The sequence below is a fragment of the Proteus sp. G2626 genome, from assembly GCF_009915985.1.
GTDB classification, from domain to species: Bacteria; Pseudomonadota; Gammaproteobacteria; order Enterobacterales; family Enterobacteriaceae; genus Proteus; species Proteus vulgaris.
This window is the reverse complement of record NZ_JAABNH010000025.1, coordinates 240,539-266,507: the sequence shown is the minus strand read 5'-3', so window position 1 is coordinate 266,507 and position 25,969 is coordinate 240,539. Positions and strand designations below refer to the sequence as shown.

Below are 25,969 nucleotides of genomic sequence, written 5' to 3'. Positions count from 1 at the left end.
TGATGCCCTTCTCTAGGAGAATTACGCGAGTAATTAACCTAATACTTTAGCAACAACGCCCGCACCTACTGTACGGCCACCTTCACGGATAGCGAAACGTAAACCGTCGTCCATCGCGATTGGGTGAATCAGTTCAACGATCATGTTGATGTTGTCACCTGGCATTACCATTTCTACGCCTTCTGGTAATTCGATAGTACCAGTTACGTCAGTTGTACGGAAGTAGAACTGTGGACGGTAGCCTTTGAAGAATGGAGTATGACGACCACCTTCATCTTTGCTCAGAATATATACTTCTGATTCGAATTTAGTGTGTGGCTTGATTGAACCTGGTTTAGCCAGTACTTGTCCACGTTCGATTTCTTCACGTTTAGTACCACGCAGCAGAACACCAACGTTCTCACCTGCACGACCTTCGTCAAGTAATTTACGGAACATTTCAACGCCAGTACAAGTTGTTTTAACTGTTGGTTTGATACCAACGATTTCAACTTCTTCACCAACTTTGATTACACCACGCTCAACACGACCAGTTACTACTGTACCACGGCCTGAGATTGAGAATACGTCTTCGATTGGTAACAGGAATGGTTTGTCAATTGCACGCTCTGGTTCTGGGATGTATGAATCCAGTGCTTCTGCTAATTCAACAATTTTTGCTTCCCACTCTGCTTCGCCTTCCAGTGCTTTCAGCGCTGAACCACGGATTACTGGAGTGTCGTCACCTGGGAAATCGTACTGAGACAGAAGTTCACGAACTTCCATTTCAACTAATTCCAGTAACTCTTCATCATCTACCATGTCACATTTGTTCAGGAATACGATGATGTAAGGAACACCAACCTGACGACCTAACAGGATGTGCTCACGAGTTTGTGGCATTGGGCCATCAGTCGCAGCAACTACCAGGATCGCTCCGTCCATTTGCGCAGCACCAGTGATCATGTTTTTAACATAGTCGGCGTGACCTGGGCAGTCTACGTGTGCGTAGTGACGAGTTGGAGTGTCGTATTCTACGTGTGAAGTAGAGATGGTGATACCACGAGCTTTTTCTTCTGGTGCGTTATCGATTTGATCGAATGCACGAGCAGCACCACCGTAAGTTTTAGCTAAAACTGTAGTGATTGCAGCAGTCAGAGTTGTTTTACCGTGGTCAACGTGGCCGATAGTACCAACGTTAACGTGCGGTTTTGAACGTTCAAATTTTTCTTTAGACACGACTATATTCCTTAATATCGCTCCCTCTTATTAGAGGGAGCGTAAACTAAATTGAACTCGAAAGGATCTTATTTCGCTTTACGAGCTTCGATAATAGCCTGAGCGACGTTGCTAGGCGCTTCGTTGTACTTCAAGAACTCCATAGAGTATGAAGCACGACCCTGAGTTTGTGAACGCAGGTCAGTTGCATAACCGAACATTTCAGCCAGTGGTACTTGAGCACGGATGATCTTACCGGTAGGCAGATCGTCCATACCTTCAACCATACCACGACGACGGTTTAAGTCACCGATAACGTCGCCCATGTAATCTTCTGGCGTTTCAATCTCAACTTTCATGACTGGCTCAAGCAGAATTGGCTTAGCTTTCATGAAGCCGTCTTTAAATGCCATTGATGCGGCAATTTTAAACGCGATTTCTGAGGAGTCAACATCATGGTAAGAACCGTAATGTAAACGAGCCTGAATATCCACAACAGGGTAACCTGCTAATGGACCAGATTTCAGCTGTTCTTGAATACCTTTATCAACAGCTGGGATGAATTCTTTAGGAATTACACCACCAACGATATCGTTGATAAATACGTAGTTCTCTTCACCACCTGCTGGTAATGGAGACAGATCGATAACAACATGACCGTACTGACCACGACCACCAGATTGTTTCGCGTGCTTACCTTCGATATCAGTTACTGTATCACGAATAGTTTCACGGTAAGCAACCTGTGGTTTACCTACGTTCGCTTCAACTTTAAATTCACGACGCATACGGTCAACTAACACGTCTAAGTGCAGTTCACCCATACCAGCAATGATAGTTTGACCAGTTTCTTCGTCGCTTGATACGCGGAAAGATGGATCTTCTTGAGCCAGACGGTTCAGAGCGATACCCATTTTTTCTTGGTCAGCTTTAGTCTTAGGTTCGATAGCAACAGAGATTACTGGCTCTGGGAATTCCATACGTTCTAAGATGATTGGTGCATCAATTGCACATAAAGTATCACCTGTAGTTACGTCTTTCAGACCGATAGCAGCAGCGATGTCGCCCGCACGAACTTCTTTAATTTCTTCACGCTTGTTAGCATGCATCTGAACAATACGGCCAAAACGTTCTTTTTTGTCTTTAACCGGGTTCAGAACAGTGTCACCTGAGTTTACAACACCAGAGTACACACGGAAGAATGTTAAGTTACCAACAAATGGGTCAGTTGCGATTTTGAATGCCAGAGATGAGAATGGCTCTTCGTCGCTTGAGTGACGTTCTGCTGGAGTATCTTTACCGTCTGGTAACATACCGTTGATAGCAGGTACATCTGTTGGTGCTGGCAGGTATTCAATTACCGCATCCAGCATTGCCTGAACACCTTTGTTCTTAAAGGCAGAACCACAGGTAACCAGGATAATTTCGTTATCTAGAACGCGTTTACGCAGAGCAGCTTTGATTTCTGCTTCTGACAGTTCTTCACCGCCCAGATATTTGTCCATCAGTTCTTCTGATGCTTCAGCTGCAGATTCAACCAGGTTATTGTGCCATTCTTCAGCTAAATCTTGCAGATTTGCAGGAATGTCTTCGTATTCGAAGGTAACACCTTGGTCTTCTTCATTCCAACGGATTGCTTTCATTTTGATTAAATCAACAACACCGGTGAAATTTTCTTCAGCACCAACTGGGATTTGCAGTGGAACTGGGTTTGCTGCCAGACGTGTTTTGATTTGTTCAACAACACGCAGGAAGTTTGCACCCATACGGTCCATTTTATTAACGAACGCGATACGTGGTACATGATATTTGTTAGCCTGGCGCCATACTGTTTCTGACTGAGGCTGAACACCACCAACTGCACAGTAAACCATAACCGCGCCATCAAGAACACGCATAGAACGTTCTACTTCGATTGTGAAGTCAACGTGTCCTGGGGTGTCGATGATGTTTACACGGTGAGGCTCGAACTGTTTAGCCATACCAGACCAGAATGCAGTAGTTGCTGCGGATGTGATAGTAATACCACGCTCCTGCTCCTGCTCCATCCAGTCCATTGTTGCTGAACCTTCGTGAGTTTCACCAATTTTATGGTTTACACCGGTATAAAACAGAATACGTTCACTTGTAGTGGTTTTACCGGCATCGATGTGCGCACTGATACCGATATTACGGTAGCGTGCTATGGGGGTTTGACGAGCCATTTTTTCCTCTCTCGTGGGCGTTCAATTCAGGTAAAGGACAGCATAGCTGTCCTGAAAAGAGTTGCTACAACTACTTCGTGGATTACCAACGGTAGTGTGCGAACGCCTTGTTTGCATCTGCCATACGGTGAACGTCTTCACGTTTCTTAACAGCAGCGCCTTTGTTTTCAGCCGCATCAGATAATTCATTTGCCAGGCGAAGAGCCATGGATTTATCACCGCGTTTACGAGCAGCTTCAACAATCCAACGCATTGCTAATGCATTACGACGAACTGGGCGTACTTCAACTGGAACTTGGTAAGTTGAACCACCAACACGGCGGGATTTAACTTCCACAGTAGGACGTACGTTATCTAATGCGATTTCGAACGCTTCCAGTTCAGTTTTGCCTGAACGCTGAGCCAGGGTCTCAAGCGCATTATATACAATTGATTCCGCAGTAGATTTTTTACCGTCTACCATCAGAATGTTTACAAATTTAGCCAGCAGTTCTGATCCGAACTTAGGATCTGGCAGAATTTTACGTTGACCAATTACACGACGACGTGGCATGGAAATACTCCGTTTAAAATTCAGGGTTGTCCAAAACTCAATGAGTTTATTTTGACATTATTTGTGAAAAAATGTTTGGCCTTACTTAACGGAGAACCATTAAGCCTTTGGCTTCTTCACACCGTACTTAGAACGAGCTTGTTTACGGTCTTTAACACCAGAACAGTCCAGCGCGCCGCGAACAGTGTGGTAACGCACACCTGGTAAGTCTTTAACACGACCACCACGGATTAAGATTACGGAGTGCTCCTGCAAGTTGTGGCCTTCACCACCGATGTAGGAAGAAACTTCGAAACCGTTAGTCAAACGCACACGGCATACTTTACGCAGTGCTGAGTTTGGTTTTTTTGGAGTGGTAGTATATACACGAGTACATACGCCACGTTTTTGCGGGCAAGCTTCCAGAGCTGGAACGTTGCTTTTAACAACTTTCGAGCTACGAGATTTGCGTACCAGCTGATTAATAGTTGCCATTTAAAAAAAGCTCCTGGTTTTTGCTTCGTAAACACGGATTTGAACTCTGTCTTGTCAACAAGACAAAACATGAGGACGCAGAATTTTATTGCTGACAGGCTCATGTGTCAAGAATTATACAGCAATTCTACGCTCCCCAATGAATTTGTTGAGGGTGTTTTACCGTTAAATCGACAAAATCACCATAACTAATGAGTTTAATATGATGAGATACTTGATCTTTTAAGCCTCTCGCTAAAACATCATCAATTAATGCGTAAACTGAAATTTGCTGTTGAAGACAATATTTTAATAAGGGATTCTCTTCAAGAACTGCCAGTACACCATCTTGAATTAACAACACGTCATCTTGTTTTGTTAATAAAGATAAAAAAGCCTCTAAATCACTTTGGTAAATAGAGACGGAGTAAGTATACAACATAACCGTTCAACCTTCCTGCCTAACTTCTGTATTAAAAGCGCAATACCACCCCATATTCACTCAATTTTTGAGCAATATCTTGATGAGATATCACCTGTGCATCCAGCACAAAAGCAGTTTGAGAGGACAATCCACGATGAGTCATATCTTGATGTGATATATAGACGTTTGTTACATCATACAAGGGAAGCACTTTAAAAGTTGCAGCGTGATGGCGAGATAACACACCTTCAGGCTGTTGATTTTCAACTAATTGGAACACGCCATCTGATATAAAAAAAACACCTATCTCTTCCGTTAATGCAGAGGTTGCGAGTAAAGCATCCAAACCTTCCCGTCCAGCACTATTACCGTGAGGTGCTTGTGTAAAAAGAAAGGCAATTGAATTCATTTTTTTCATTAAAATTGCACCACACGTGAACACGTCAACATCGCTTGAGCAAGTGAACCTAGGCCACTAAGTTCAAATTCCGTTGCCATATTATGATTATCAATTCCTTGCTCTTTGGCTTGTTGTTCATCAATGATCCCTCGACGTAATGCAGCAGCAACACAAACATGTAAAGGAATTTGGTGTCTTTTCGCCAATGTTATCCACGCTTTGGGAAGATCAAATTCATCATTTGCTGGTAACACCAATCTGTTGGCATTTACCACCCCTTCCCGATAGAAGAAAATTTGCGCAATTTGATGCCCTTTCTCAAGAAGGGCATTTGCAAATAAATAGGCACTTGAAGCTTGTTCAGTTCCATAATGAGGCCCTGTTACCACTAAACAATATGTCAAGGAACTCATAATGTGGCTCTATTCTCCATTTTTAAACTGGCGAATATAGAGATAGACCGTATGTTTTGAGATATTCAGTCGATCAGCAACTTGGTTAATGGCGTCTTTAATATCAAAAATACCTTTTTCATAAAGGCTTAACACAACTTGTTTATTTTTTGCGTTATTGGCAACTTCACGATCATTATTCACTTCCTCAATGGTGAACTCTAATGTTTGGGCCACGAGATCATCAACAGATGAGGCAAAGTTAACATCAGAAGCAACTTCATGTGTTTCTTCAGGAATAAAGGTTTTGATTATTTCAGAGAATGGAACATCAAGGTTCATATTAATACACAATAAACCGATAACACGACGTTCGCGATTACGAATCGCAATCGTGATCGATTTCATCAATGCACCACTTTTCGCTCTAGTAAAATAAGCCTTTGAAAAACTTGAATCTTCATCTGTAATATCATGTAACATTTGTAATGCCAAATCGGTAATTGGAGAACCAATCTTACGACCAGTATGTTCTCCATTCGCGATTTTAACCGCTGAACATTTCAAATCTTCCAGAGAGTGCAATACGATTTCACAATGGTTGCCAATGAGTATAGCTAAACCTTCTACGGCAGCCTCATAGGACTTCAATATTTCGTGATCAGTTTGAGTAAAAGGTCGGCTATCTAGTTTTTCAAACTCGCTGCTGTCACCATTAAATAACGGGCTAGACATTTGATTATATAATCCTTAAAGGCTTTAATTATGATAATGACTTGAGGTTCTATTTTTTATAACGGTTCGTCACTGCGGATCAATTTAATATTAAAAAATTTAAATATAAAAACTGAATTAGGCACAATTCTGACGTTAGATCGTCAGACGATCTACGTCAAGTGTCTTAGAATAAGAGCTTTGTCATAGGTCACAGCTTTTTTCGTTTTTTTAATCTTTTCGTATCAACGCCCTCTTTATTTTTAAAAATTTCACCTTTAAAGATAGGAGGGATAAAGATTGACACTCTTGAAGAGATTACCTATATTCCAAATTATTATTTTAGCGTGTAATTAATCCCTTGAATATACTGATGATATGCCAATCTCAGCAACTTTCATCAACAGTAGGGTTAATGTCTGTTGCTTCTATGCCTATTAAAATTCCCTCTTCACCACTTCCGTCTGTCAAAGTGGTTGTCGTCAATACAACGGTTGTTGTTGCAACTGACATTGCTTAATTTATTAGTTCGACTTAATTGCGTATGAACCAACATACTATAATTGAAGTGTTATTTACGTTTATTTGTTAATGTTTTCTCAATTGCCAACTATTACTAAAAATAGTCAAGCCATCTTACTGCTCATTTTACAGGTATATCGTCATGTATTTACGTCAATATTGGGCGAAATTCGGTCCAACGACATTATTCGTTTTATTATGGAGTAGCGGGGCTATTTTTTCGCGTTGGGGTTTAGATAATGGTAGCTCATTTGCTATTTTAACTTGGCGTTTTATTATCGCGTTAGCATTTCTTTCTTTTTTGTGTATTCAGCGTCATCGTTTTTTGCCTCCGAAAGGAAGTCGATTAAAAACAGCATGGGTAGGTTTGTTAATTATCGGCGGTTATTCTATTTGTTATCTTTTGGCGCTTGCTAATAGCATAACACCCGGAATGCTGGCCACAATAATGGGTGTACAACCGATTATTACATTATGGATAATTGAACGTAATTTTACCGCAACTCGATTGTTAGGACTTCTAATCGCATTAGCAGGGCTAGTGTTGGTAGTTGCACAAAGTGTATTTAATACAGCCCTTTCATTAACAGGGATGATTTATGCATTAATTGCCCTACTTTGCATGAGTGTTGGTGCAATTTCACAAAAAAAACTGCAATTAGCTCCCATGGACGCCTTGCCACTGCAATATGTTGTTAGTCTCGTATTGTGCTTGTTATTTGTGCCATTTAAACCTTTTGATGCCTCATTCGATATTGGCTTTATCATTCCTGTTCTTTGGCTAGCTATTATCATTTCTGTTGTTGCTCAGCTACTGTTATATCGTTTACTCACAACAGGTAATTTAGTTAATGTCACGAGCTTATTTTATTTAGTACCGGGAGTGACGGCATTCATGGATTACATCTTCTTGGGTAATAAGATGTCTTTACTCACTTTAATAGGGATGGGGGCAATCATTATTGGCTTGCTGTTTGTTTTTAAAAAACCCAAAGCTATTATTATCGAAGAGACTGTAGACTAACGCTATACGTTAATAAATGATGTACGATACATTAGAAATAAAAATGCTGGCATTTATGCCAGCATTTTTTAGTGATATTGAGTGATAAGTGAATTACTTATCGCTTTCAACACTCAGTAATTCAACTTCAAAGACTAAGGTTGAGTTAGCTGGAATACCACTTGTTGCGCGTTGGCCATAGCCTAATTCTGGTGGAATAACTAACTTGATTTTGCCACCTTCTTTGATGTATTTCATGCCTTCAGTCCAGCCAGGAATAACACTCTTTAGGCTAATTGTCAGTGGCTCATTACGATCATAAGAACTATCAAATTGTTTACCATCAATCAGCATACCTTTGTAGTGTACAGTCACACGATCAGCATCTGTTGGGGTTTTACCTTTACCTGGATTTTCAACTAAATACAATAGACCTGATTTTGTTTTTACGACACCTTTTTCAGCTGCAAATTCTGTACGGAATTTATCACCCGCGGCTTTGTTTTCTGTGGCTTCTTTTTCCATTTTCGCGGTTGCAGCAGTACGGACTTGATCTTCAAACGCCGCTAAGGTTAATTCAATCTCAGCATCTGATAATTTGGATTTACTGTTAAATGCATCCTGAACCCCTGCCAACAGTTGTTTAGAATCTAAAGTAATACCAATATTTTTTTGCTCTTGTAATGCAGCTTCCATATAGCGACCCATCGACGCGCCTAACGCATAGGCATTTTGCTCATTTTGAGTTTTAAATGCACTATTTAATGTTGGCACTTTAGCTGCTTCTTCAGCAAATGCTTGAGGTGCGCTGAATGCGAAAGCTAAACTGGTTGCCAGCAACGTCGTTTTTAATAAAGATTTCATCCCATTCTCCAGTATATGTTAGTGAGTCGCTACGTTTTAAAAATGATCATCATAGATCTTCACTAAAACGTTTTGCATCACATCTTGCTGTCGTTGCGGTATAGATCTCATCCGCGGGTAGCAATTTTATATGAATTAAAAAAATTTGCCGACACTCATAACAGTTAATGTTAGGATTTTTGTCAGCACAGAGTGTTATCACATTAACAAAATAGTCTTTTATCTCAAACCAGATTTATGTCTTCCTGTGTATATATCAGTAAATAAGATTAAATTTCACGAGTTCGTTAGTCACATTCGTCGTAATTCGACATTTCAAAGGAGGAAAAACACAATGGATATTAAGGAAGTAGAACTATTGCTCATTCAATTAGAAAGCAAAGTTGCTTTCCAAGATGCGACTATTGAAGAGTTAAATCAGGTGGTTACACAGCAACAAATTGAAATTAGTCGCTTTAAAGAAGCATTAAAGATTGTCACTGAGCGCTTAAAAACATCTCAATCCTCAATAATTGCAAGACCCGAGGATGAAACACCTCCCCCACACTATTAAGTGATGACTTTCCTTTTAACGTAATCAAAAAAACAAAAAGGAGCGTTTAAACGCTCCTTTTGATCTTTCTTTAGACAGATTAGTGTTGGCAACCGCAACCGCCATGACCGTGGCCGTGACCACCGTTGCCATGACCTTCGCCACCGCAGCATCCACCTTCTTCACCGTGAGAATGGCCATGACCATGACCACCGCCACAACATCCACCGTCTTCACCGTGACCGTGGCCACCACAACATTCGTGCTCTTCTTCTTCACCGTGCACGTGGCCGTGTGCTAATTCTTCTTCTGTCGCTTCACGAATAGCAACGATTTCAACATGAAACTTCAGGTTTTGGCCTGCTAACATGTGGTTACCATCAACGATAACTTCGTCACCTTCAATACCTGTAATTTCTACTGGTACAGGACCTTGATCGGTATCCGCAAGAAAACGCATGCCAACTTCTAACTCATCAACACCAACAAAAACATCTTTTGGAACGCGTTGAACTAAGTTTTCATCGTATTGGCCATAAGCATCATCAGAAGCCACTTCTACGTCGAATTTCTCACCGACTTCGCGACCTGTTAATGCATTTTCTAAACCACTGATTAAAGAACCACGGCCATGCAGATAGTCTAACGGTGCGCTCACCGTGGACTCATCAACTAAAACACCGTCTTCTGATCTTACTTGATAAGCCAGACTAACTACCAAGTCGTTTGCTACTTTCATGACATCTCCTACATACCCGTGGGCAAAATTTTCCCGATTGTAACGAAAAATAAATCTTCTGTATCGGGTTATATCAAAAAAACCTACAATTATTGTGGTGTAAAGATCCCAATGACCTGTTCATTTTCACGAACAAGTGAATTAACTTCACCCTCTGTTTGTCGTTGCTGATGGCCACATTGAGCACATTCGACAATATCAACTTTATCTTCGCGCCACATTTTGAGTGTGTCTTGAGCTTGACAGTGTGGGCACACAGCTCCTGCGATAAAGCGTTTACGGGTTGCAGACATGGGGTCAGTTCTCCTGTTTATCAATAGATCTTTTTTCTTTACTTATTTGAGGAATGTCCTCTGTTAAAGATTCATCCCAAATATCAGGTTGATGATGCTCTTGGCGAATTTCTTCATTAAAGAGTTCTTCAAGCTCTCGCCTTGCTTCTTTTACGCGAGATACGTTGGAAACCTCTTCTGGTGATTCATCCACCAGCTTTCTGAGTAATTGCATATCCAAACGGCGAAAATGCTGTTGCGCTCGATAAGCTTGATGAGGATGCATACCCAATTCAATTAATGTCTTACGGCCTAACTCTAAAGCACTAGAAAATGTTTCTCGACTAAAATCTGTTACACCCGCTTTAAGCAATTCATGAGCCTCAACACGCCCTCTTGCTCTTGCAATAATATGCAAATTAGGAAAGTGACGCTGACAGAGGTGAACAATTTCCATCGTTGCTTCAGATTCATTACTCGTGATAACAATCGTTTTTGCGTATTCCGCACCTGCCGCTCGTAATAAATTAAGATCCGTTGCATCACCATAATAAACTTTATAACCGTATTTACGCATGGTACTTAAACTTCCCACATCATGCTCTAGTACGGTGATGTTAATCTTGTTGGCCATCAACAAGCGTCCTACAACTTGCCCCATTCGACCAAAACCAACAAGAATGACTTCTGGATGATTATTTTCAACAAAAGGCTGTTCGTCTGTTTTGGCCTCATTATAACGGCGAGATAACACAGCGTCTGTCATTTGCATCACAAGTGGTGTAGTCATCATAGAAAGCGTGACAACCACCAGCAATAATGCCATTTGCTGACTATCTAATACCCCCATCGCCATTGATGTTGAAAAAACAACGAAGGCAAATTCACCACCTTGACTTAATACTGATGAAAACTGTAAACGTGTAGAAAAGCGCAATCCAGCTAGCCATGCAATGCCATAAAGTATTAGTCCCTTAGTTATCACGAGAATAAGCACACCCAGTAAAACCTCAGGTAAATAGCGCCATAAAATACCAATATCTAAAGACATGCCGACAGAAATAAAAAATAGCCCTAATAATAACCCTTTAAACGGTTCAATAGAGATTTCTAATTCATGCCTATACTCTGAATCTGCTAATAACACGCCAGCAATGAAGGTTCCCATTGCCATTGAAAAACCGAGAGTTTCCATAAAAATGGCGGCTCCCAGCACGACTAATAGTGCTGCGGCTGTAAAGACTTCTCTTACACCCGATTTCACCACTAAACGAAACAGAGGTCGTAATAAATAACGCCCACAAATCAACAATGCCGCAAAAGAAGCAATTTTTAATCCAATGCGATACCAATCACTACTAGCTGTTTCCCCCGCAAGTAATGGAATAACAGCAAGAATAGGGATCACAGCCATATCTTGAAATAACAGCACCGCAAAACCTAACTGCCCTCCCTCGTTATGATTCATCCCTTTTTCATTCATAAGCTGTAGTGCCATAGCCGTTGAAGACATTGCAATACCCAATCCACCAATAACCGCCGCTTGCCATGAAAAAGAGGTTAAAACGAGAATAAGTCCTGAAAAAATAGAAGCGGTGAAAACTACCTGCATGGAACCCACACCAAATATAGCGCGTCTTAATTCCCATAGCTTAGCTGGGTTTAATTCCAATCCAATCAAGAACATTAGGAAAACCACACCTAATTCAGAAAAATGTAAGATGTCATCAACATCTTTAAATAACCCAAGCCCCCAAGGTCCAATAACAATACCTGCTATCAAATACCCTAATACCGCCCCAATTTTAAGACGTTGTGCAATAGGCACCATGACCACCGCAGCACAAAGGAAAAAGAGCACCGCTTTAATCATCCAATTATCTTCCATCAGACATGCTCCCCTTCAAGTGGCGCACCTAACCAATGGCGATAAGCCTCTCCAATATGCGTCAATGTTGTTTTAGACTGTTGCCTTGCTGAATACACAATCATAGGCGATAACCAACGCATACCACACATTTCTGCCATTAATTCGAAAGGACGTAATAATTCAGTGAGTGTGTAGCGATTCTTTCCGTTATGTTGGTAAGCATATTCAGGTTCGCCTGTGGTCACAACACAGCGAAATGCTTTCCCTTTTAAATGTGACCTTCCACTTTGATTTGCAAAAGGACGTGTTAGTACTCTATCTTGCCACTCTTTTAATAATGCTGGGCAACTATATGTTTGTAGTGGAAATTGAAAAACAATCACTTTATGCTGACACAGCAAGGATTGCTCATGATGTATATCAATAAAAAAATCAGGATAAGTAGCATATAAGTCATGGATAGTTATATTCTCTAGATCCCTCACCGCATTTAGTAACGCTTTATTAGCAATTGATTGGCGCGGCTCGGGATGGACATACACCAGTAATACATTTGATGCGTTTAACATCATTCCTCCTTACAAAACGTGTCAGAAACCATTTTTTCCGTTACCATGCACGCATTGTGACCAACTGTTACGAACAACTTACTCTATATATTAATTTACATACTCCTAATAGACGATATTTATGATTGTTTTTTCTTCTTTGCAAATTCGCCGTGGTGTCAGAGTGTTACTGGATAATGCCAGTGCAACTATTAATCCAGGGCAAAAGATTGGTCTAGTCGGCAAAAATGGTTGTGGTAAAACCACATTACTCTCTTTATTAAAAGGTGAGCTTCAAGCTGAAGCGGGAAATGTGACCTTTCCCAGTACTTGGGCAATGGCGTGGGTTAATCAAGAAACACCTGCACTTGATATACCAGCAATTGATTATGTCATTGATGGTGATAGAGAATATCGCCAACTAGAACAACGATTACAAAAAGCCAACGAGATCAATGACGGCCACGCTATTGCGCTTATTCATGGGCAATTAGATGCCATTAATGCATGGACAATACAATCTCGTGCTGCAACCTTACTTAATGGCTTGGGTTTTAGCCAACAGCAACTTAATGAACCTGTAAAATCATTTTCAGGCGGTTGGAGAATGCGTTTAAACTTGGCGCAAGCGTTAATTTGTCGTTCTGATTTACTATTACTTGATGAGCCTACCAACCACTTAGATTTAGATGCCGTTATTTGGCTTGAGAAATGGCTGAAAAGCTATACTGGTACCTTAATTTTAATTTCCCATGACCGTGATTTTCTTGATCCGATCGTGGATAAAATATTGCATATTGAACAAGAGAAAATCTTTGAATATTCAGGTAACTACTCTTCATTTGAAATGCAACGGGCAACAAAACTCGCTCAGCAACAAGCCTTGTTTGAAAACCAGCAATCAAAAATTGCACACTTACAAAGTTTTATCGATAGGTTTAAAGCAAAAGCCACTAAGGCTAAACAAGCACAAAGTCGAGTGAAAATGCTTGAGCGAATGGAGCGCGTTGCACCAGCTCATACCGATAACCCATTCCAATTTAGTTTCCGTCAACCTGAAAGCTTACCTAATCCATTACTCTCGATGGAAAAAGTCAGTGCTGGTTATGGTGAAAAAATTATTCTTAATGATATTAAACTGAATTTAATCCCTGGCTCACGTATTGGGTTATTAGGGCGAAATGGTGCAGGTAAATCGACGCTAATTAAATTACTTGCGGGTGAGCTTGAACCACTACAAGGAAAAATGGCTCTCTCAAAAGGCATTAAACTAGGTTACTTTGCACAGCATCAATTAGAGTTTTTACGCTCAGATGAATCAGCGCTACAACACCTAACTCGTTTAGCGCCTAAAGAGACTGAACAGAAATTACGTGACTATCTTGGTGGCTTTGGTTTCCATGGTGATAAGGTTACCGATGCTTGTGGTCAATTTTCTGGGGGTGAAAAAGCACGTTTAGTGTTATCCCTTTTAGTCTGGCAACGCCCTAATTTGCTGTTAATGGATGAACCAACTAACCACCTCGATTTAGATATGCGCCAAGCGCTAACTCAAGCTTTAATTAGCTTTGAAGGCGCGATTGTTGTGGTATCGCATGATAGGCATTTACTGCGATCAACAACCGACGATCTCTATCTTGTTCATGATGGTCAAGTTGAACCTTTTGATGGCGATCTTGATGATTATCAGCAGTGGTTAGTTGATCAAAACCGCCAAGAAACACAAGCCAATAAAAACCAACAAGATAAAGACAATATCGCGACAACAAATTTAAGTGCGCAAGACAAAAAAGAGCAAAAACGCAAAGAAGCCGAGTTTAGGCAACAAACCCAACCTCTGCGTAAAAAGCTGACGATATTAGAAAGTAAAATGGATAAACTCAGCCAAGAGTTGACACTTATGGAAACGGCGCTTTCTGACAGTGGTATTTACGATGTCAGCCGTAAAAATGAGCTTTCTGATTGTTTAAACCGACAAGGTATCGCAAAGTCAGCGCTTGAAGAAGTTGAAATGGAATGGATGGAATTACAAGAAACATTGGAAGAGATGACAAATACATTTGGATCTCAGTAATTACCTATCATTCATTAAAAAAGGAACTGTTTTAAGTAAAATAGTTCCTTTACCTTTATCTCATTATTCATTCTTAAAATTTATACAATTCATTTCACTTACGGTATTTATATCATTTTATAGTAGCACTATTTACACAAAATATAATCTTACCCTATCTGGTAATACCCCAGTAAAAATAACAAGCTAACATTTATTTTCTGACTATTCAGATTAAGTAAGGGAAATAAATTCTTTCACACTAAAGTTTCTAACATTCCAGCCGAATTAATCATTCTGCTAAGTGGACCTCCCACTTACCGACGAAAAGATAAAGCTAATAGGTAGGGTTATGTTAAAACGAATTAAAATCTCTCAAGGTTTAATGTGTGTCCTGACGCTGTTTTGTATTATTCAGATTATTTCTGGAGTACAAAGTATTCACGATGCCTACCAGACTCAGAATAAACTCAAGAAAATTTCATACAGTTTCGACCAACTACGCACAATGGATAATACTTATGCGGAGTTGAATACATTACGTACTGATATTATTGCACAAGCATTTAGCTATATTTCAAATCCTCAGGCTGAAGATGCAAACATCACTGCATTTATGCAAACTATGCCAGCGCGTAAAGCACAAGTTGATACTCTGATGAATGAGTATGTTGATTTATCCGCTCAAACAGGATTTGATCAACAGCGTATGGCGCAGATCAAACAGCTTTATCAAAAAAGCCGCGCTGATCTTGATTTGTTAGCACAATATTTAAATGAGCGAAATACCAATGCTGTTCGATTGATCTTAAAAAGCCCAGCCAATACTGATTTTACCAACTCACTGTATGAAGCCACAGATTTTATTACAGATGACGTGGTCAATCCGTCAGTGGCTGAAGCGGAAAAGAACTACTACAGTATGTTATGGATAGCCTCTACCTTTATGGGTATTTTCCTTATCTTCACCACATTAGTTCTTATTTGGATCCGCAAATACATCATTGCTCGTATTAATCAAATGATCACCTATCAGGAAACTATCGCTAAAGGCGATTTAGTCAGTCGTATAGATAGTGATGTTTCGGGTAATACTGAAATAGACCAGCTTATGCTGGGCTTACAACAAATGCGAGCACAATTAAAAGAGATGGTGAGCGCTATTCGAAATAGTAGTGCCACCATTTATACCGGTGTACAAGAGATTGCGGCAGGAAATAATGACTTATCCAGCCGAACAGAAGAGCAAGCCAGCGCATTAGAAGAAACCGCATCCAGTATGGAGCAGATGACAGCAACTATCCGTAATAATACCGATAGCGCTCGTGAGGTCACAGAACTGGTGATGAGTACCGCTGATATCGCTGTTCAAGGTGGAGAACATAGTAACAAGATGGTCATGACGATGACAGATATTGCCGATCGCTCACAAAAGATTGGTGAAATCACGGCTGTTATTGATGATATTGCATTCCAAACAAATATCTTAGCTCTCAACGCAGCGGTTGAAGCCGCAAGAGCGGGCGAACAAGGCCGAGGATTTTCTGTAGTTGCAAGTGAAGTGCGCAACTTAGCACAGCGAAGTGCCGAAGCAGCGAAAGAGATCAAAGAGCTTATCGAATCAACAATCTTACGTGTTAGACAAGGTAATGATCTGGTTGAACAAGTCAGTTTATCAATGGGTGAAATTGTCACATCCGTCAATCATGTTTCAGGTTCAATGAAAGAAATTTTATCTGCATCAGAAGAGCAAACTCGTGGTATTGCACAAATTAGTCTTGCTGTTAATGAAATGGATAAAGCAACTCAACAAAATGCAGCCATGGTTGAACAATCAACCGCTGCGTCTACCACACTAAGTGAACAAGCCAGTATGTTAGATATTATCGTAAATACATTTAAAGTAGAGAACGAAAAACCAGCACTGACTAAGTTACCCACCTTTTCAGCTCAATCACAAGAAAAAGAGGTGATTAAAACATCAACAATAAAAACGAATCATCATGAAACCGATGATAACTGGGAAAGTTTTTAAGTTCCCAAAAAAGTGAAAGCTAGGTGCAATAAATAGTCTATTACATTACATATAACAAAACCTCTACCTACCATACTCCCAGCCATTTTTCTGGGAGTATGTCTAACCCACGATACATTGACATATTAAAAACGATCGTTTTTATACGAAAAAACATATTTTTTAAGAAAATTAAACGCATTCATCAAGACGATGTATCTATTTCACTTATCATAAAATAAAACGAACACTAAAAATAAAACACAGCTACAATCGCTTTATTATTCAGCAAAGACATTATTAAATCTTAATATTAGCAAATAAACATAAAAAATTAGTAAGATAATATACCTATAGTCTTTTATATAAATCATTAGAATATTTTAGCTATTAGCTGGTAATTAAAACTAAAAAAAGAAATATAAATCATCTTTACCATTAAATAGAGTAGAAAAGGTAAAGTTTTTAGATATTAAGCCGAATAAGTTTAATTGATGAATGTTTATCGCTCCTTGCTGTGTGTCCTACAAATCAATTAAATAGGTAAGGCTATGCTGAAACGAATAAAAATATCTAATGGCTTAATGTTTATCTTAATACTGTTTTGCACCATTCAACTTTTCTCTGGTGCAATGAGTATCCGTGACGCGAGTTTAACAAATAAGCGGATCTCACAATTAGCAAATGGCTTTGAACAGATAAAAACGATGGATTATGGTTATGCTGAGTTAAATAAATTACGTGAAGATATGCTTAATGTTATGTTTGACGCTCATCTCACGCCCGACATTGCAGAAGATAAAATTACCCACTTTCTATCCACCTATCCACAACGCAAACAAGAAGTTACCCATATTATTAGTGCCTATTTTTCTTCCGCTCAAAATGCCAATTTTGATCCCGAAAAAATAGAAAAAATGAAAAAACTATTTAACCGAGTACTTTACGATCTCGATCAGCTTGCATCATGTTTAGAAATTCATGATTACTACGGCTTTCAATCCCTTTATGCACATAATACCAATGAACGATTCACTCAATCCCTCTATGAAGCAACAGATTATCTCAGTGATAACGTGGTGACCCACGCAAGAGAAGCCGCACAAGGTAATTACGAACGCACATTAATTTTAGCGTTTGTTTTTATGTTTATTTTTATTCTTTTTACGGTTCTTGTTGTACTTTGGATACGTCGAAATATTGTTTTACGTATCAATCAAATCGTGGATTATATGTCAGAAATTTCTCAAGGAAATTTATTAGAAAATAAAGACATCACAGCAAAAGGGAATAATGAAATTGACCAATTAATTACGGGTATTCAGTATATGCGCACTGAACTCTCATTAATTGTAAATGCTATTCGAGGAACAAGCCATCATATTTACACGGGTGTTCAAGAGTTATCAGCAGGCAATACCGATCTTTCTTGCCGTACTGAAGAGCAAGCAAGCGCATTAGAAGAAACCGCATCTAGTATGGAACAACTCACAGCAACAGTGAGAAACAATACAGAAAGCGCTCGTGAAGTTTCACATCTCATTAATCAAACATCAAATATTGCCAGTAAAGGGGGAGATGTCACGAATAGAATGGTTAAAACTATGACGGATATTGCCGAAAGTTCGCAAAAAATTGGTGAAATTACCACCGTTATTAATAGCATTGCTTTTCAAACTAATATTCTCTCATTAAATGCGGCCGTTGAAGCAGCTAGAGCGGGTGAGCAAGGACGAGGTTTTTCGGTGGTGGCGACTGAAGTGAGGGAATTAGCACAGCGTAGTGCAGAAGCTGCGAAGGAAATAAAAGAATTAATTGATGCTTCAATTAGCCGAGTTCGCCATGGTAATGATCTTGTTGAGCAAGTTAGCATGTCTATGGGTGAAATACTGACCTCTGTCAAACATGTTGAAGACTCAATGACAGAAATTTTATCCGCATCTGAAGAACAAACTCGTGGTATTACTCAAGTCTCTCTGGCCGTTACAGAAATGGATAAAGCAACCCAACAAAATGCCGCTATGGTTGAACAATCCTCCTCTGTAGCAAGTTTATTGACTGAAGAAGCGGGTAATCTTGAACAGATCGTTGAGCAGTTTAAAACAACGGAAAGTAAGCAGTACGATAAAAAATCACATCATAACGTCATTGAAATACCGTTCTCTTCTGAAAAGTTATCACAGAAAAAAGGGGAAAAAATAAAAAACACCGTCAAGGATGAAATAAAAGAGAGAAATTCCACAAAAGAAACATCCATCAAAAATGATGAAGACGATGATTGGACAAGCTTTTAATTCACTTATTATATGATGATAAAACAGTGGGTTAGGTACAAAGACACCTATTTTTAGTAGGTGTCTTTAACTTCTTAATAATTACAAATTAGTGGAATACATTAATTGCACTGACTAAGTAATTCGTTTGTACCTTCATTTCACCTGAAATCATCGAAGCCTTAGAAACATAGTTGGCATTTTCATGCGTAATCAATTCCAGTTTTTCAACTGCTCGACCTAATTCTTTTAGACCCGCACTTTGTTCTGAAGACGCTAGGCTAATTTCACCAATTAAATCTGTCACATTTTTGACATGTACAACAATATCCTCCATTGTACCGACCGTCTCATTGACTTGTTTTGAACCCACTTTGATATTGCTACTTGAATCACCAATCAATTTTTTAATCTCTTTGGCGGCTTCTGCACTACGCTGTGCTAATTCCCTCACTTCAGTCGCCACCACCGAAAAACCTCGTCCTTGTTCACCCGCTCTGGCTGCTTCTACTGAAGCATTCAATGCAAGAATATTGGTTTGAAAAGCAATGCTGTCGATAACACCAATAATATTACTAATACGCTCTGAACTCTTTGCGATATCATTCATTGTATTCGCGATATTATCCATGGCATTACCTCCCTTTATCGCCGCATCACAGGTGATATTAGAAAGGTTATTTGCCTGACCCGCAGTTTCACTATTATTACTTACTGCCGTAGTAAGCTCATTCATCGTCGATGCTGTTGCTTCAACATTACTGGCTGTTTGTTCCGTTCTTACATATAAATCACGATTACCAGCAGCTAATTGATCACAAGAAATATCGACTTGATGAATTTGATGACTTACATCATTAACTAACCAACGAAACATTCGCCCTAACTGATTAACTGAGCGCTGTGTCATCCCAATTTCATCAATCCGATTAAGATAAGCAACGTTATGTTCATCTCCTGTCGCAACACGATTAGCCTGTTCATTTAATCGAATTATTGGCTTTACAATTTGAAAATAAAGAATGCGTTCATTAGCTATTAGCAATAACAGCAATACAACGACATGCATCAAAAGGACATAACCAGATAAACCAGCAAACCATGCACTTAATAGCATAAATGGTAATGGTAGTAGAATAAAAAAGCGAAGGCGTTTCTTTAATGAAATAGTTTGATTCCATGAGCGCCAACGTTGCCACCCTTTATAAACAAAAGCACCTTTTAAAAAGGTGTGAGAGGGATATTTACCTTGATTAAACGCATCATAAAGCGCTGAAGCTTGAGCTATTTCTTCTTTTTTTGCATAGGTTCTTACTGACATAAAACTTTGAATTTTACCTTGACGAATAATAGGGGTGATATTGGCCCTTACCCAATAGTGATCGCCATTTTTACGTCTATTTTTAACGATCCCAGTCCAAACCTCGCCTTGTTTTAAGGTTTTCCACATATCCTTAAAGACTTCTGAAGGGATATCAGGATGTCGGACAATATTATGGGGTTTTCCCACCAGCTCTTCGACTGAAAACCCACTGGCCTCGACGAAATCCTCGTTGGCATAAATAATATTGCCATCAAGATCTGTCGTCGACATCAGTGTTGCGTTTTCAGAGACCGGGTATTCTCGCTGTGTCACCGGTTGATTGTTACGCATTAGTTACTCTCCTCGATATTGAAATTAGAATATCTCAACAAAAAAACACGACCTAAATAACTAACGTTTCGGCCGTTAGGAGAATAACTTTAGTAATAAGTGTAAATACCTAAATTTAAATATTAATTTTTTGAATCAGTTCAAATTTTTTAATTATCCAGGCTATTAATTAATGCTTGTGAACTTAGCACTAATGTCTTTGCACACTCATCACGTTTCTTCAATAACGCCATAAAAATAAGATCTGTGATTGTATTTTGTGCTGTACGCGAAGAAATTGAAGCACTCCGCCACTCACCTTCATCCGCAATTGTTTCTAATATATAATCAGAAATTCTTCCTAATGGAGAGTGCTTTTCTCCTGTAATCGCAATGATTTTAGCTCCTTGTTTTTTAGCCACCGAGGCTGCAACTAGCATATCTTTTCTTTTGCCACTATAAGAAATCACTATCTGTAAATCCTTTGGACTTAACATTTGTGCAACAGATATTTGAACATGATGATCTGTTTCAATCAGAGTTGTTATTCCTATTTTTTGTAATTTATAACTTAAATCTCTTGCGACTAATCCAGAGCCACCAATACCGATAATTTGAACTCGTTGAGCCTCATCAATAAGTTGGATCACCTTTTCGAAATGAAGGTAATTTATTTGACGAGTTGTATCGCTAATTGAATTATTTTTCTCTTGAGCTAACTTTTGTGCAATAACCACTAAGCTATCTTCAGAGCCTATTTGATTATGCAATATGCTAGGGTTTGTCCCTGAATTTGCATTTTTTCGACCCAGCTCTTCACTGATAGCCAGTTTCAAAGAAGGGAAGCCTTTAAATCCTATTTTTTGACTAAATTTAACAATAGCAGATTGGCTAACCCCCATTATTTCAGCAAGCTGTTGTGATGAAAGAGTGACTATTTTTTCTGGATTATCTAAAATATAGTCCGCTATTTTTCGCTGATTTGTAGCCATACCTGGCTTTATCCAGGCTATTTTCGTTAATGTTGGCATAATGACAATATCCACTTCGAGTACTATATCGTGATATATGAGATTGTTCTTGATAAAGAATTTGATGCCTAAAGTTATTTAGATTTTTCAGAATAAACCAAATAAAAATAGAACCTAAACAATAGGTTATAAAAGTTAATATTGTTATTATTATAATACTTACTTTTATAATGGTTCTATAATTCTCTTTTCTATCCGTCTTTGTTCATTAACCGCTATATTCTATAATGCTTAATTTATTTTTTTCCAACTTTTAATAATAATTTATTCTTTTTGGTCAATAAGAGAATATAAATTCAATTTATATCTTCAATAATATTGCGTTTTTAAATGCTTCCATTAAGTTAATAACAATTAGAAAACACACTAAAAACGGATGTACAATAAAATTCTCTTTAATTACAAACAGTAAAAGGGAATAAATAATTCCTTTAGAAGATGATTTATTTCTCCATTCTAAGGGATAAATAAAGAGAAATAAAAAATAACATACTTAAAGACTAAAATTTATATATAACCATTGAAAATAACCAAACGCCATTTTATATAATGTGACTATTTTAACATGAATACACACAACAATGGGTGTTCGTAGCTCTCTCTTTTTATAGATGAATACTCTTTTTTTGATACATATCTAAAGAGATCGTTCCAACCAATCTTAAAAAAAACTCATTTTAATAAAAAAAGTTAGGTTACCTATTGATTTATAACTATTTTATTGATTTACCCTATCCAGATTAGCGGTACACAGAGCGCGGTTAATAGCCCCATTGAGATATTGAAAATAAACCAAGAACGCCTACTTTGTAAAAACAGACTAATTAGCGTTCCACCTAATATCCAAACAATACCCGCAACAAAATTAACAATAACCATAATAACGCTGATCGCAATAACAGAGCCAAAATAAGCATCACCCGATAAACTAAAACTCCCCACGGCCCCTAATCCCATCATCCACGCTTTTGGATTAAGAAATTGTAATAATCCACCTTGAAACCCACTGACTGCTTGCGATGTTTTTGCTGGAATATCTAAACGCTGATAAGATGATGTTGCTGTTTTCCAAGCAAGCCAAAGTAAGTATGCACTCCCGACTATCTTTAATCCTATATGTAATGCAGGATAAATAATCAGTAATGCAGCAACACCAAATGCTGAGCTAAGTAAAACACATTGCATACCCAGCATAATACCCGCCATAAGCCTTAATGAGCCTTTAAAACCGACATTAGCACCTGATGAAGTAAGCAATAAGTTGTTGGGACCAGGTGTAATAGCGGCAATAAACAGGAAAACCGTTAAAGAAAAAATAAGGCTAATGGTCATGGTGAGAGCTCAAAGATGTGACAGATGTTTTATTTTCACCGAAAATAGCAGTATGTTATTTAGCAAACAAGTGTTAATTCATTTTGATAGACGGAAAATATGTCTCAATACTTTAATCCAATGCGTTGGGCTAAAAATCCACATTTACAAACGCTTTTACCAAGAATAGTGCGTAGAACACCACTATTAACGCCTTATTGGCAACGGCTAAACCTTCCTGATAATGATTTTGTCGATTTGGCATGGAGTGAAGATCCTAAAATGGCACTTGATAAACCACGATTAGTGATCTTTCATGGTTTAGAAGGAAGCTTTAGCAGTCCTTATGTCCATGGCATGTTATCAGCAGCCAAAGAGAGAGGCTGGTTAAGTGTTGTAATGCATTTTAGAGGATGCAGTGGTGAACCCAATAGACAAAAACGCATCTATCACTCAGGTGAAACCGAAGATGCTCGCTATTTTTTAAATTGGCTAAAACAGGAGTTTGGTAAACAACCTACAGCAGCCGTCGGCTACTCTCTTGGCGGTAATATGCTTGCTTATTACCTTGCTGAAAGTGGTGAGAGTGCCGTTGTAGATGCTGCTGTTATTGTATCAGCACCATTAATGCTAGAACCTTGTTCAACCAAAATTGAACATGGGTTTTCCCGTTTTTATCAATGGTATCTATTAAAAGGGCTAAAAAGTAACGCGACACGCAAGCTGATCCGCTACCCAGAATCATTACCGATCAGCTTATTGACGATAAAGTCGATCAAAAAGCTGCGTCAGTTTGACGACCTTATTACATCCAAAATTCACGGATTTAAAGATGCGTTAGATTATTATCGCCAATGCAGTGCATTGCCTTTATTAAATAAAATAAAGAAAACAACGCTTATCATTCATGCTAAAGATGATCCTTTCATGTCTGCGGATGTAATTCCAGATATCACAACACTACCTAATAATATTGAGTATCAACTTACCGAATTTGGTGGGCATGTGGGGTTTGTCAGCGGAAAACTCTCGAAACCAGTGATGTGGCTTGAGAGTCGGATACCTGACTGGTTATCCGCTTATTTGGAGAAAACCCAATGATAATACCTTGGAACGAACTTTCCACAGAGACACTAGATAATCTTATTGAAAGTTTCGTTTTACGAGAAGGCACAGATTATGGTATCCAAGAAAAGACGCTTGAACAAAAAGTCGCCGACGTAAAAAAACAACTTAAATCTGGCGAGGCCGTGTTAGTTTGGTCTGAGCTTCATGAAAGCGTCAATATTATGCCTGCCTCGCAATTTCGCTCTGATTAGTTACCCAGAGCGTAATATCGCCATCAATAAGGGCTAACCTTATTTTGCAAAAGGATAACCTATGTCAGTCAAACATCCTATCATCGCCGTTACGGGCTCAAGTGGTGCAGGAACCACCACAACAAGCCAAGCTTTTCGTAAAATATTCCAACAACTTAGTGCAAATGCCGCATTAATTGATGGAGACAGTTTTCATCGTTATACTCGCCCTGAAATGGATATGGCGATAAGAAAAGCCAAAGAGCAGGGTCGACATATTAGCTATTTTGGCCCTGAAGCAAATGATTTTAGCCTACTGAGTTCCACATTCAGCCACTATAGCGAAACAGGACAAGGTCAATCACGTAAATATTTACACTCTTATGATGAAGCGACCCCCTACAACCAATTACCAGGAACATTTACTCCTTGGGAACCATTACCCGATAATACCGATGTTCTCTTTTATGAAGGGTTACACGGAGGTGTTGTCACCAACGAACATAATGTTGCACAACATGTTGATTTACTGGTTGGTGTTGTCCCTATTGTGAACCTTGAATGGATACAAAAGCTTATCCGAGATACTACTGAACGAGGACACTCACAAGAAGCGGTTCGAGATTCTGTTGTTCGCTCAATGGATGATTATATTAACTACATCATTCCACAATTTTCGCGTACCCACATCAACTTCCAACGAGTGCCTACTGTCGATACATCAAACCCATTTTCAGCTAAAGCTATCCCAACACTCGATGAAAGTTTTATTGTTATTCGTTTTCGAGGCTTAACCGATATTGATTTTCCTTATTTACTCGCGATGTTGCATGGCTCATTTATGTCAACAATCAATACGATTGTCGTGCCTGGTGGGAAATTAGGATTAGCAATGGAATTAATTATGGCGCCATTAGTCAAAAAATTATTAAATGGCGAAAAAATCAGTTAACCAAAATAAAATCTATTTCTATAAAAATAATATCCCCTTAATTAAGGGATATTATTTCTAAATTAAACTTTATTTTAAAATATCAAATTTATTCAGCATCTTTTATTTCAAATGAATGTGTAATATTAGCTGCTTTTCCTAACATTAAAGAAACAGAACAATATTTTTCTGCAGATAATTGAACCGCTCGTTCAACAATTTTATCTGTGAGTTCTTTACCTGAAACGATAAAATGCAAATTGATATCAGTGAATAAACGAGGGGCTTCTTCTCGACGCTCTGAAGTTAATTTCACTTCACAATCAGTCACTTGATGACGACCTTTACGTAAAATACTGACGACATCAATAGCACTACATCCACCCGCAGCAATTAAGACCATTTCCATTGGGCTTGGTGCTTTATCACCAGAGTTTCCATCCATCATAATTTGATGACCCGATGAAGATTCCCCAACAAAAGATAAATCTTCAACCCACTTAACGCGTGCTTCCATTTATTTTCCCCTAAACATGACAGAAACTAAAAGAGTACATTCTCATAATTCAACTAGCAATTAGCAAATAGGTTTATTATGCTGACTGCGTAAAACGAGACTTAATGCACTAATTGTGTTAAAAACAATATCTGCTTGATGATAGTGGTTAAGATCAATGCATTATTTTCTCATTTATTATAATCTACTCCATATTAACTTACCGTGTTCTCAGGAAGTTA

The 25,969-nt window shown here is 38.8% G+C and carries 26 protein-coding genes; 9 read left to right on the top strand and 17 right to left on the bottom strand.

Features of this window, described 5'->3' with window-relative positions; genetic code table 11:
* Positions 1 to 33: 33 nt before the first annotated feature.
* From tuf to GWJ05_RS11005, 8 genes are all read right to left on the bottom strand, one after another.
* Positions 34 to 1,218: an elongation factor Tu gene (tuf, locus tag GWJ05_RS11040; protein ID WP_036933947.1), complete on the bottom strand. Its 1,185-nt coding sequence runs from the start codon at positions 1,216 to 1,218 to the stop codon at positions 34 to 36.
* 68 nt (positions 1,219 to 1,286) lie between these two features.
* Positions 1,287 to 3,401: an elongation factor G gene (gene fusA / locus GWJ05_RS11035; RefSeq protein ID WP_036933945.1), complete on the bottom strand. Its 2,115-nt coding sequence runs from the start codon at positions 3,399 to 3,401 to the stop codon at positions 1,287 to 1,289.
* Between the two features lie 82 nt (positions 3,402 to 3,483).
* A complete protein-coding gene (gene rpsG, locus GWJ05_RS11030; RefSeq protein ID WP_004246897.1) occupies positions 3,484 to 3,954 on the bottom strand; it encodes a 30S ribosomal protein S7 in 471 nt (156 codons plus the stop codon).
* A 99-nt stretch (positions 3,955 to 4,053) separates the two neighbouring features.
* Entirely contained in the window at positions 4,054 to 4,428 is a 375-nt protein-coding gene (gene rpsL, locus GWJ05_RS11025; RefSeq protein ID WP_004236497.1) for a 30S ribosomal protein S12, read from the bottom strand.
* 127 nt (positions 4,429 to 4,555) lie between these two features.
* Positions 4,556 to 4,849: a sulfurtransferase complex subunit TusB gene (tusB, locus tag GWJ05_RS11020; RefSeq protein ID WP_036933944.1), complete on the bottom strand. Its 294-nt coding sequence runs from the start codon at positions 4,847 to 4,849 to the stop codon at positions 4,556 to 4,558.
* Between the two features lie 31 nt (positions 4,850 to 4,880).
* A complete protein-coding gene (gene tusC, locus GWJ05_RS11015; RefSeq protein WP_082239435.1) occupies positions 4,881 to 5,249 on the bottom strand; it encodes a sulfurtransferase complex subunit TusC in 369 nt (122 codons plus the stop codon).
* On the bottom strand, positions 5,249 to 5,644 hold the full coding sequence (tusD, locus tag GWJ05_RS11010) for a sulfurtransferase complex subunit TusD (protein WP_036933943.1): 396 nt from the start codon (positions 5,642 to 5,644) through the stop codon (positions 5,249 to 5,251). Before tusD ends, tusC begins: the two co-directional genes overlap by 1 nt.
* A gap of 9 nt (positions 5,645 to 5,653) precedes the next feature.
* On the bottom strand, positions 5,654 to 6,358 hold the full coding sequence (locus GWJ05_RS11005) for a helix-turn-helix transcriptional regulator (RefSeq protein ID WP_036933941.1): 705 nt from the start codon (positions 6,356 to 6,358) through the stop codon (positions 5,654 to 5,656).
* Between the two features lie 352 nt (positions 6,359 to 6,710).
* Between GWJ05_RS11005 and GWJ05_RS11000 the strand changes: the two genes are divergently transcribed.
* Positions 6,711 to 6,857, top strand: a complete 147-nt coding sequence (locus GWJ05_RS11000) for a hypothetical protein (protein WP_158482370.1) — start codon at positions 6,711 to 6,713, stop codon at positions 6,855 to 6,857.
* Positions 6,858 to 7,001: 144 nt separating this feature from the next.
* Complete coding sequence (locus tag GWJ05_RS10995; protein ID WP_087803679.1) at positions 7,002 to 7,883, top strand: DMT family transporter; 882 nt, start codon at positions 7,002 to 7,004, stop codon at positions 7,881 to 7,883.
* A gap of 93 nt (positions 7,884 to 7,976) precedes the next feature.
* Here GWJ05_RS10995 and fkpA read toward each other — a convergent pair whose 3' ends face one another.
* On the bottom strand, positions 7,977 to 8,726 hold the full coding sequence (gene fkpA, locus GWJ05_RS10990) for an FKBP-type peptidyl-prolyl cis-trans isomerase (protein WP_036938758.1): 750 nt from the start codon (positions 8,724 to 8,726) through the stop codon (positions 7,977 to 7,979).
* A 334-nt stretch (positions 8,727 to 9,060) separates the two neighbouring features.
* On the opposite strand from fkpA, the gene GWJ05_RS10985 reads away from it, so the two are divergent.
* Entirely contained in the window at positions 9,061 to 9,279 is a 219-nt protein-coding gene (locus GWJ05_RS10985; protein ID WP_036933939.1) for a SlyX family protein, read from the top strand.
* 79 nt (positions 9,280 to 9,358) lie between these two features.
* On the opposite strand, the gene slyD is transcribed toward GWJ05_RS10985, so the two are convergent.
* The 4 genes from slyD to kefG all read right to left on the bottom strand — a co-directional run bounded on the left by slyD (position 9,359) and on the right by kefG (position 12,708).
* The gene (gene slyD, locus GWJ05_RS10980; protein ID WP_036933938.1) at positions 9,359 to 9,997 is read right to left on the bottom strand and encodes a peptidylprolyl isomerase; all 639 of its coding nucleotides are present in this window, start codon (positions 9,995 to 9,997) and stop codon (positions 9,359 to 9,361) included.
* An 89-nt stretch (positions 9,998 to 10,086) separates the two neighbouring features.
* Complete coding sequence (locus GWJ05_RS10975; protein WP_036933937.1) at positions 10,087 to 10,290, bottom strand: YheV family putative zinc ribbon protein; 204 nt, start codon at positions 10,288 to 10,290, stop codon at positions 10,087 to 10,089.
* A 4-nt stretch (positions 10,291 to 10,294) separates the two neighbouring features.
* Positions 10,295 to 12,157 carry a glutathione-regulated potassium-efflux system protein KefB gene (gene kefB / locus GWJ05_RS10970; protein ID WP_036933936.1) on the bottom strand — a complete coding sequence of 621 codons (1,863 nt, stop codon included), beginning with the start codon at positions 12,155 to 12,157 and terminating at the stop codon, positions 10,295 to 10,297.
* Entirely contained in the window at positions 12,157 to 12,708 is a 552-nt protein-coding gene (gene kefG / locus GWJ05_RS10965) for a glutathione-regulated potassium-efflux system ancillary protein KefG (protein ID WP_161681407.1), read from the bottom strand. Before kefG ends, kefB begins: the two co-directional genes overlap by 1 nt.
* Before the next feature lie 121 nt (positions 12,709 to 12,829).
* Here kefG and GWJ05_RS10960 point away from each other — a divergent pair, with 121 nt between their 5' ends.
* The 3 genes from GWJ05_RS10960 to GWJ05_RS10950 all read left to right on the top strand — a co-directional run bounded on the left by GWJ05_RS10960 (position 12,830) and on the right by GWJ05_RS10950 (position 19,048).
* Positions 12,830 to 14,761, top strand: a complete 1,932-nt coding sequence (locus GWJ05_RS10960) for an ABC transporter ATP-binding protein (RefSeq protein ID WP_161681406.1) — start codon at positions 12,830 to 12,832, stop codon at positions 14,759 to 14,761.
* 331 nt (positions 14,762 to 15,092) lie between these two features.
* Positions 15,093 to 16,775 carry a methyl-accepting chemotaxis protein gene (locus tag GWJ05_RS10955; protein ID WP_036933932.1) on the top strand — a complete coding sequence of 561 codons (1,683 nt, stop codon included), beginning with the start codon at positions 15,093 to 15,095 and terminating at the stop codon, positions 16,773 to 16,775.
* Positions 16,776 to 17,305: 530 nt separating this feature from the next.
* Positions 17,306 to 19,048 (top strand): methyl-accepting chemotaxis protein, encoded by a 1,743-nt coding sequence (locus GWJ05_RS10950; RefSeq protein WP_036933931.1) that lies wholly within the window; start codon positions 17,306 to 17,308, stop codon positions 19,046 to 19,048.
* An 88-nt stretch (positions 19,049 to 19,136) separates the two neighbouring features.
* Here GWJ05_RS10950 and GWJ05_RS10945 read toward each other — a convergent pair whose 3' ends face one another.
* From GWJ05_RS10945 to GWJ05_RS10935, 3 genes are all read right to left on the bottom strand, one after another.
* Entirely contained in the window at positions 19,137 to 20,681 is a 1,545-nt protein-coding gene (locus tag GWJ05_RS10945) for a methyl-accepting chemotaxis protein (protein ID WP_036933929.1), read from the bottom strand.
* A gap of 149 nt (positions 20,682 to 20,830) precedes the next feature.
* The gene (locus GWJ05_RS10940; protein ID WP_036933927.1) at positions 20,831 to 21,691 is read right to left on the bottom strand and encodes an SIS domain-containing protein; all 861 of its coding nucleotides are present in this window, start codon (positions 21,689 to 21,691) and stop codon (positions 20,831 to 20,833) included.
* A 726-nt stretch (positions 21,692 to 22,417) separates the two neighbouring features.
* A complete protein-coding gene (locus GWJ05_RS10935) occupies positions 22,418 to 23,023 on the bottom strand; it encodes a LysE family translocator (protein WP_036933925.1) in 606 nt (201 codons plus the stop codon).
* Positions 23,024 to 23,122: 99 nt separating this feature from the next.
* Between GWJ05_RS10935 and GWJ05_RS10930 the strand changes: the two genes are divergently transcribed.
* From GWJ05_RS10930 to GWJ05_RS10920, 3 genes are all read left to right on the top strand, one after another.
* Positions 23,123 to 24,103: a hydrolase gene (locus GWJ05_RS10930; protein ID WP_036933923.1), complete on the top strand. Its 981-nt coding sequence runs from the start codon at positions 23,123 to 23,125 to the stop codon at positions 24,101 to 24,103.
* The gene (locus tag GWJ05_RS10925) at positions 24,100 to 24,321 is read left to right on the top strand and encodes a YheU family protein (protein ID WP_036933921.1); all 222 of its coding nucleotides are present in this window, start codon (positions 24,100 to 24,102) and stop codon (positions 24,319 to 24,321) included. The genes GWJ05_RS10930 and GWJ05_RS10925 overlap by 4 nt, the downstream gene beginning before the upstream one ends.
* Positions 24,322 to 24,382: 61 nt before the next feature.
* Positions 24,383 to 25,252, top strand: a complete 870-nt coding sequence (locus tag GWJ05_RS10920) for a phosphoribulokinase (protein WP_036933919.1) — start codon at positions 24,383 to 24,385, stop codon at positions 25,250 to 25,252.
* Positions 25,253 to 25,340: 88 nt separating this feature from the next.
* On the opposite strand, the gene GWJ05_RS10915 is transcribed toward GWJ05_RS10920, so the two are convergent.
* Positions 25,341 to 25,748 (bottom strand): OsmC family protein, encoded by a 408-nt coding sequence (locus GWJ05_RS10915; protein WP_036933917.1) that lies wholly within the window; start codon positions 25,746 to 25,748, stop codon positions 25,341 to 25,343.
* Positions 25,749 to 25,969 lie beyond the last annotated feature (221 nt).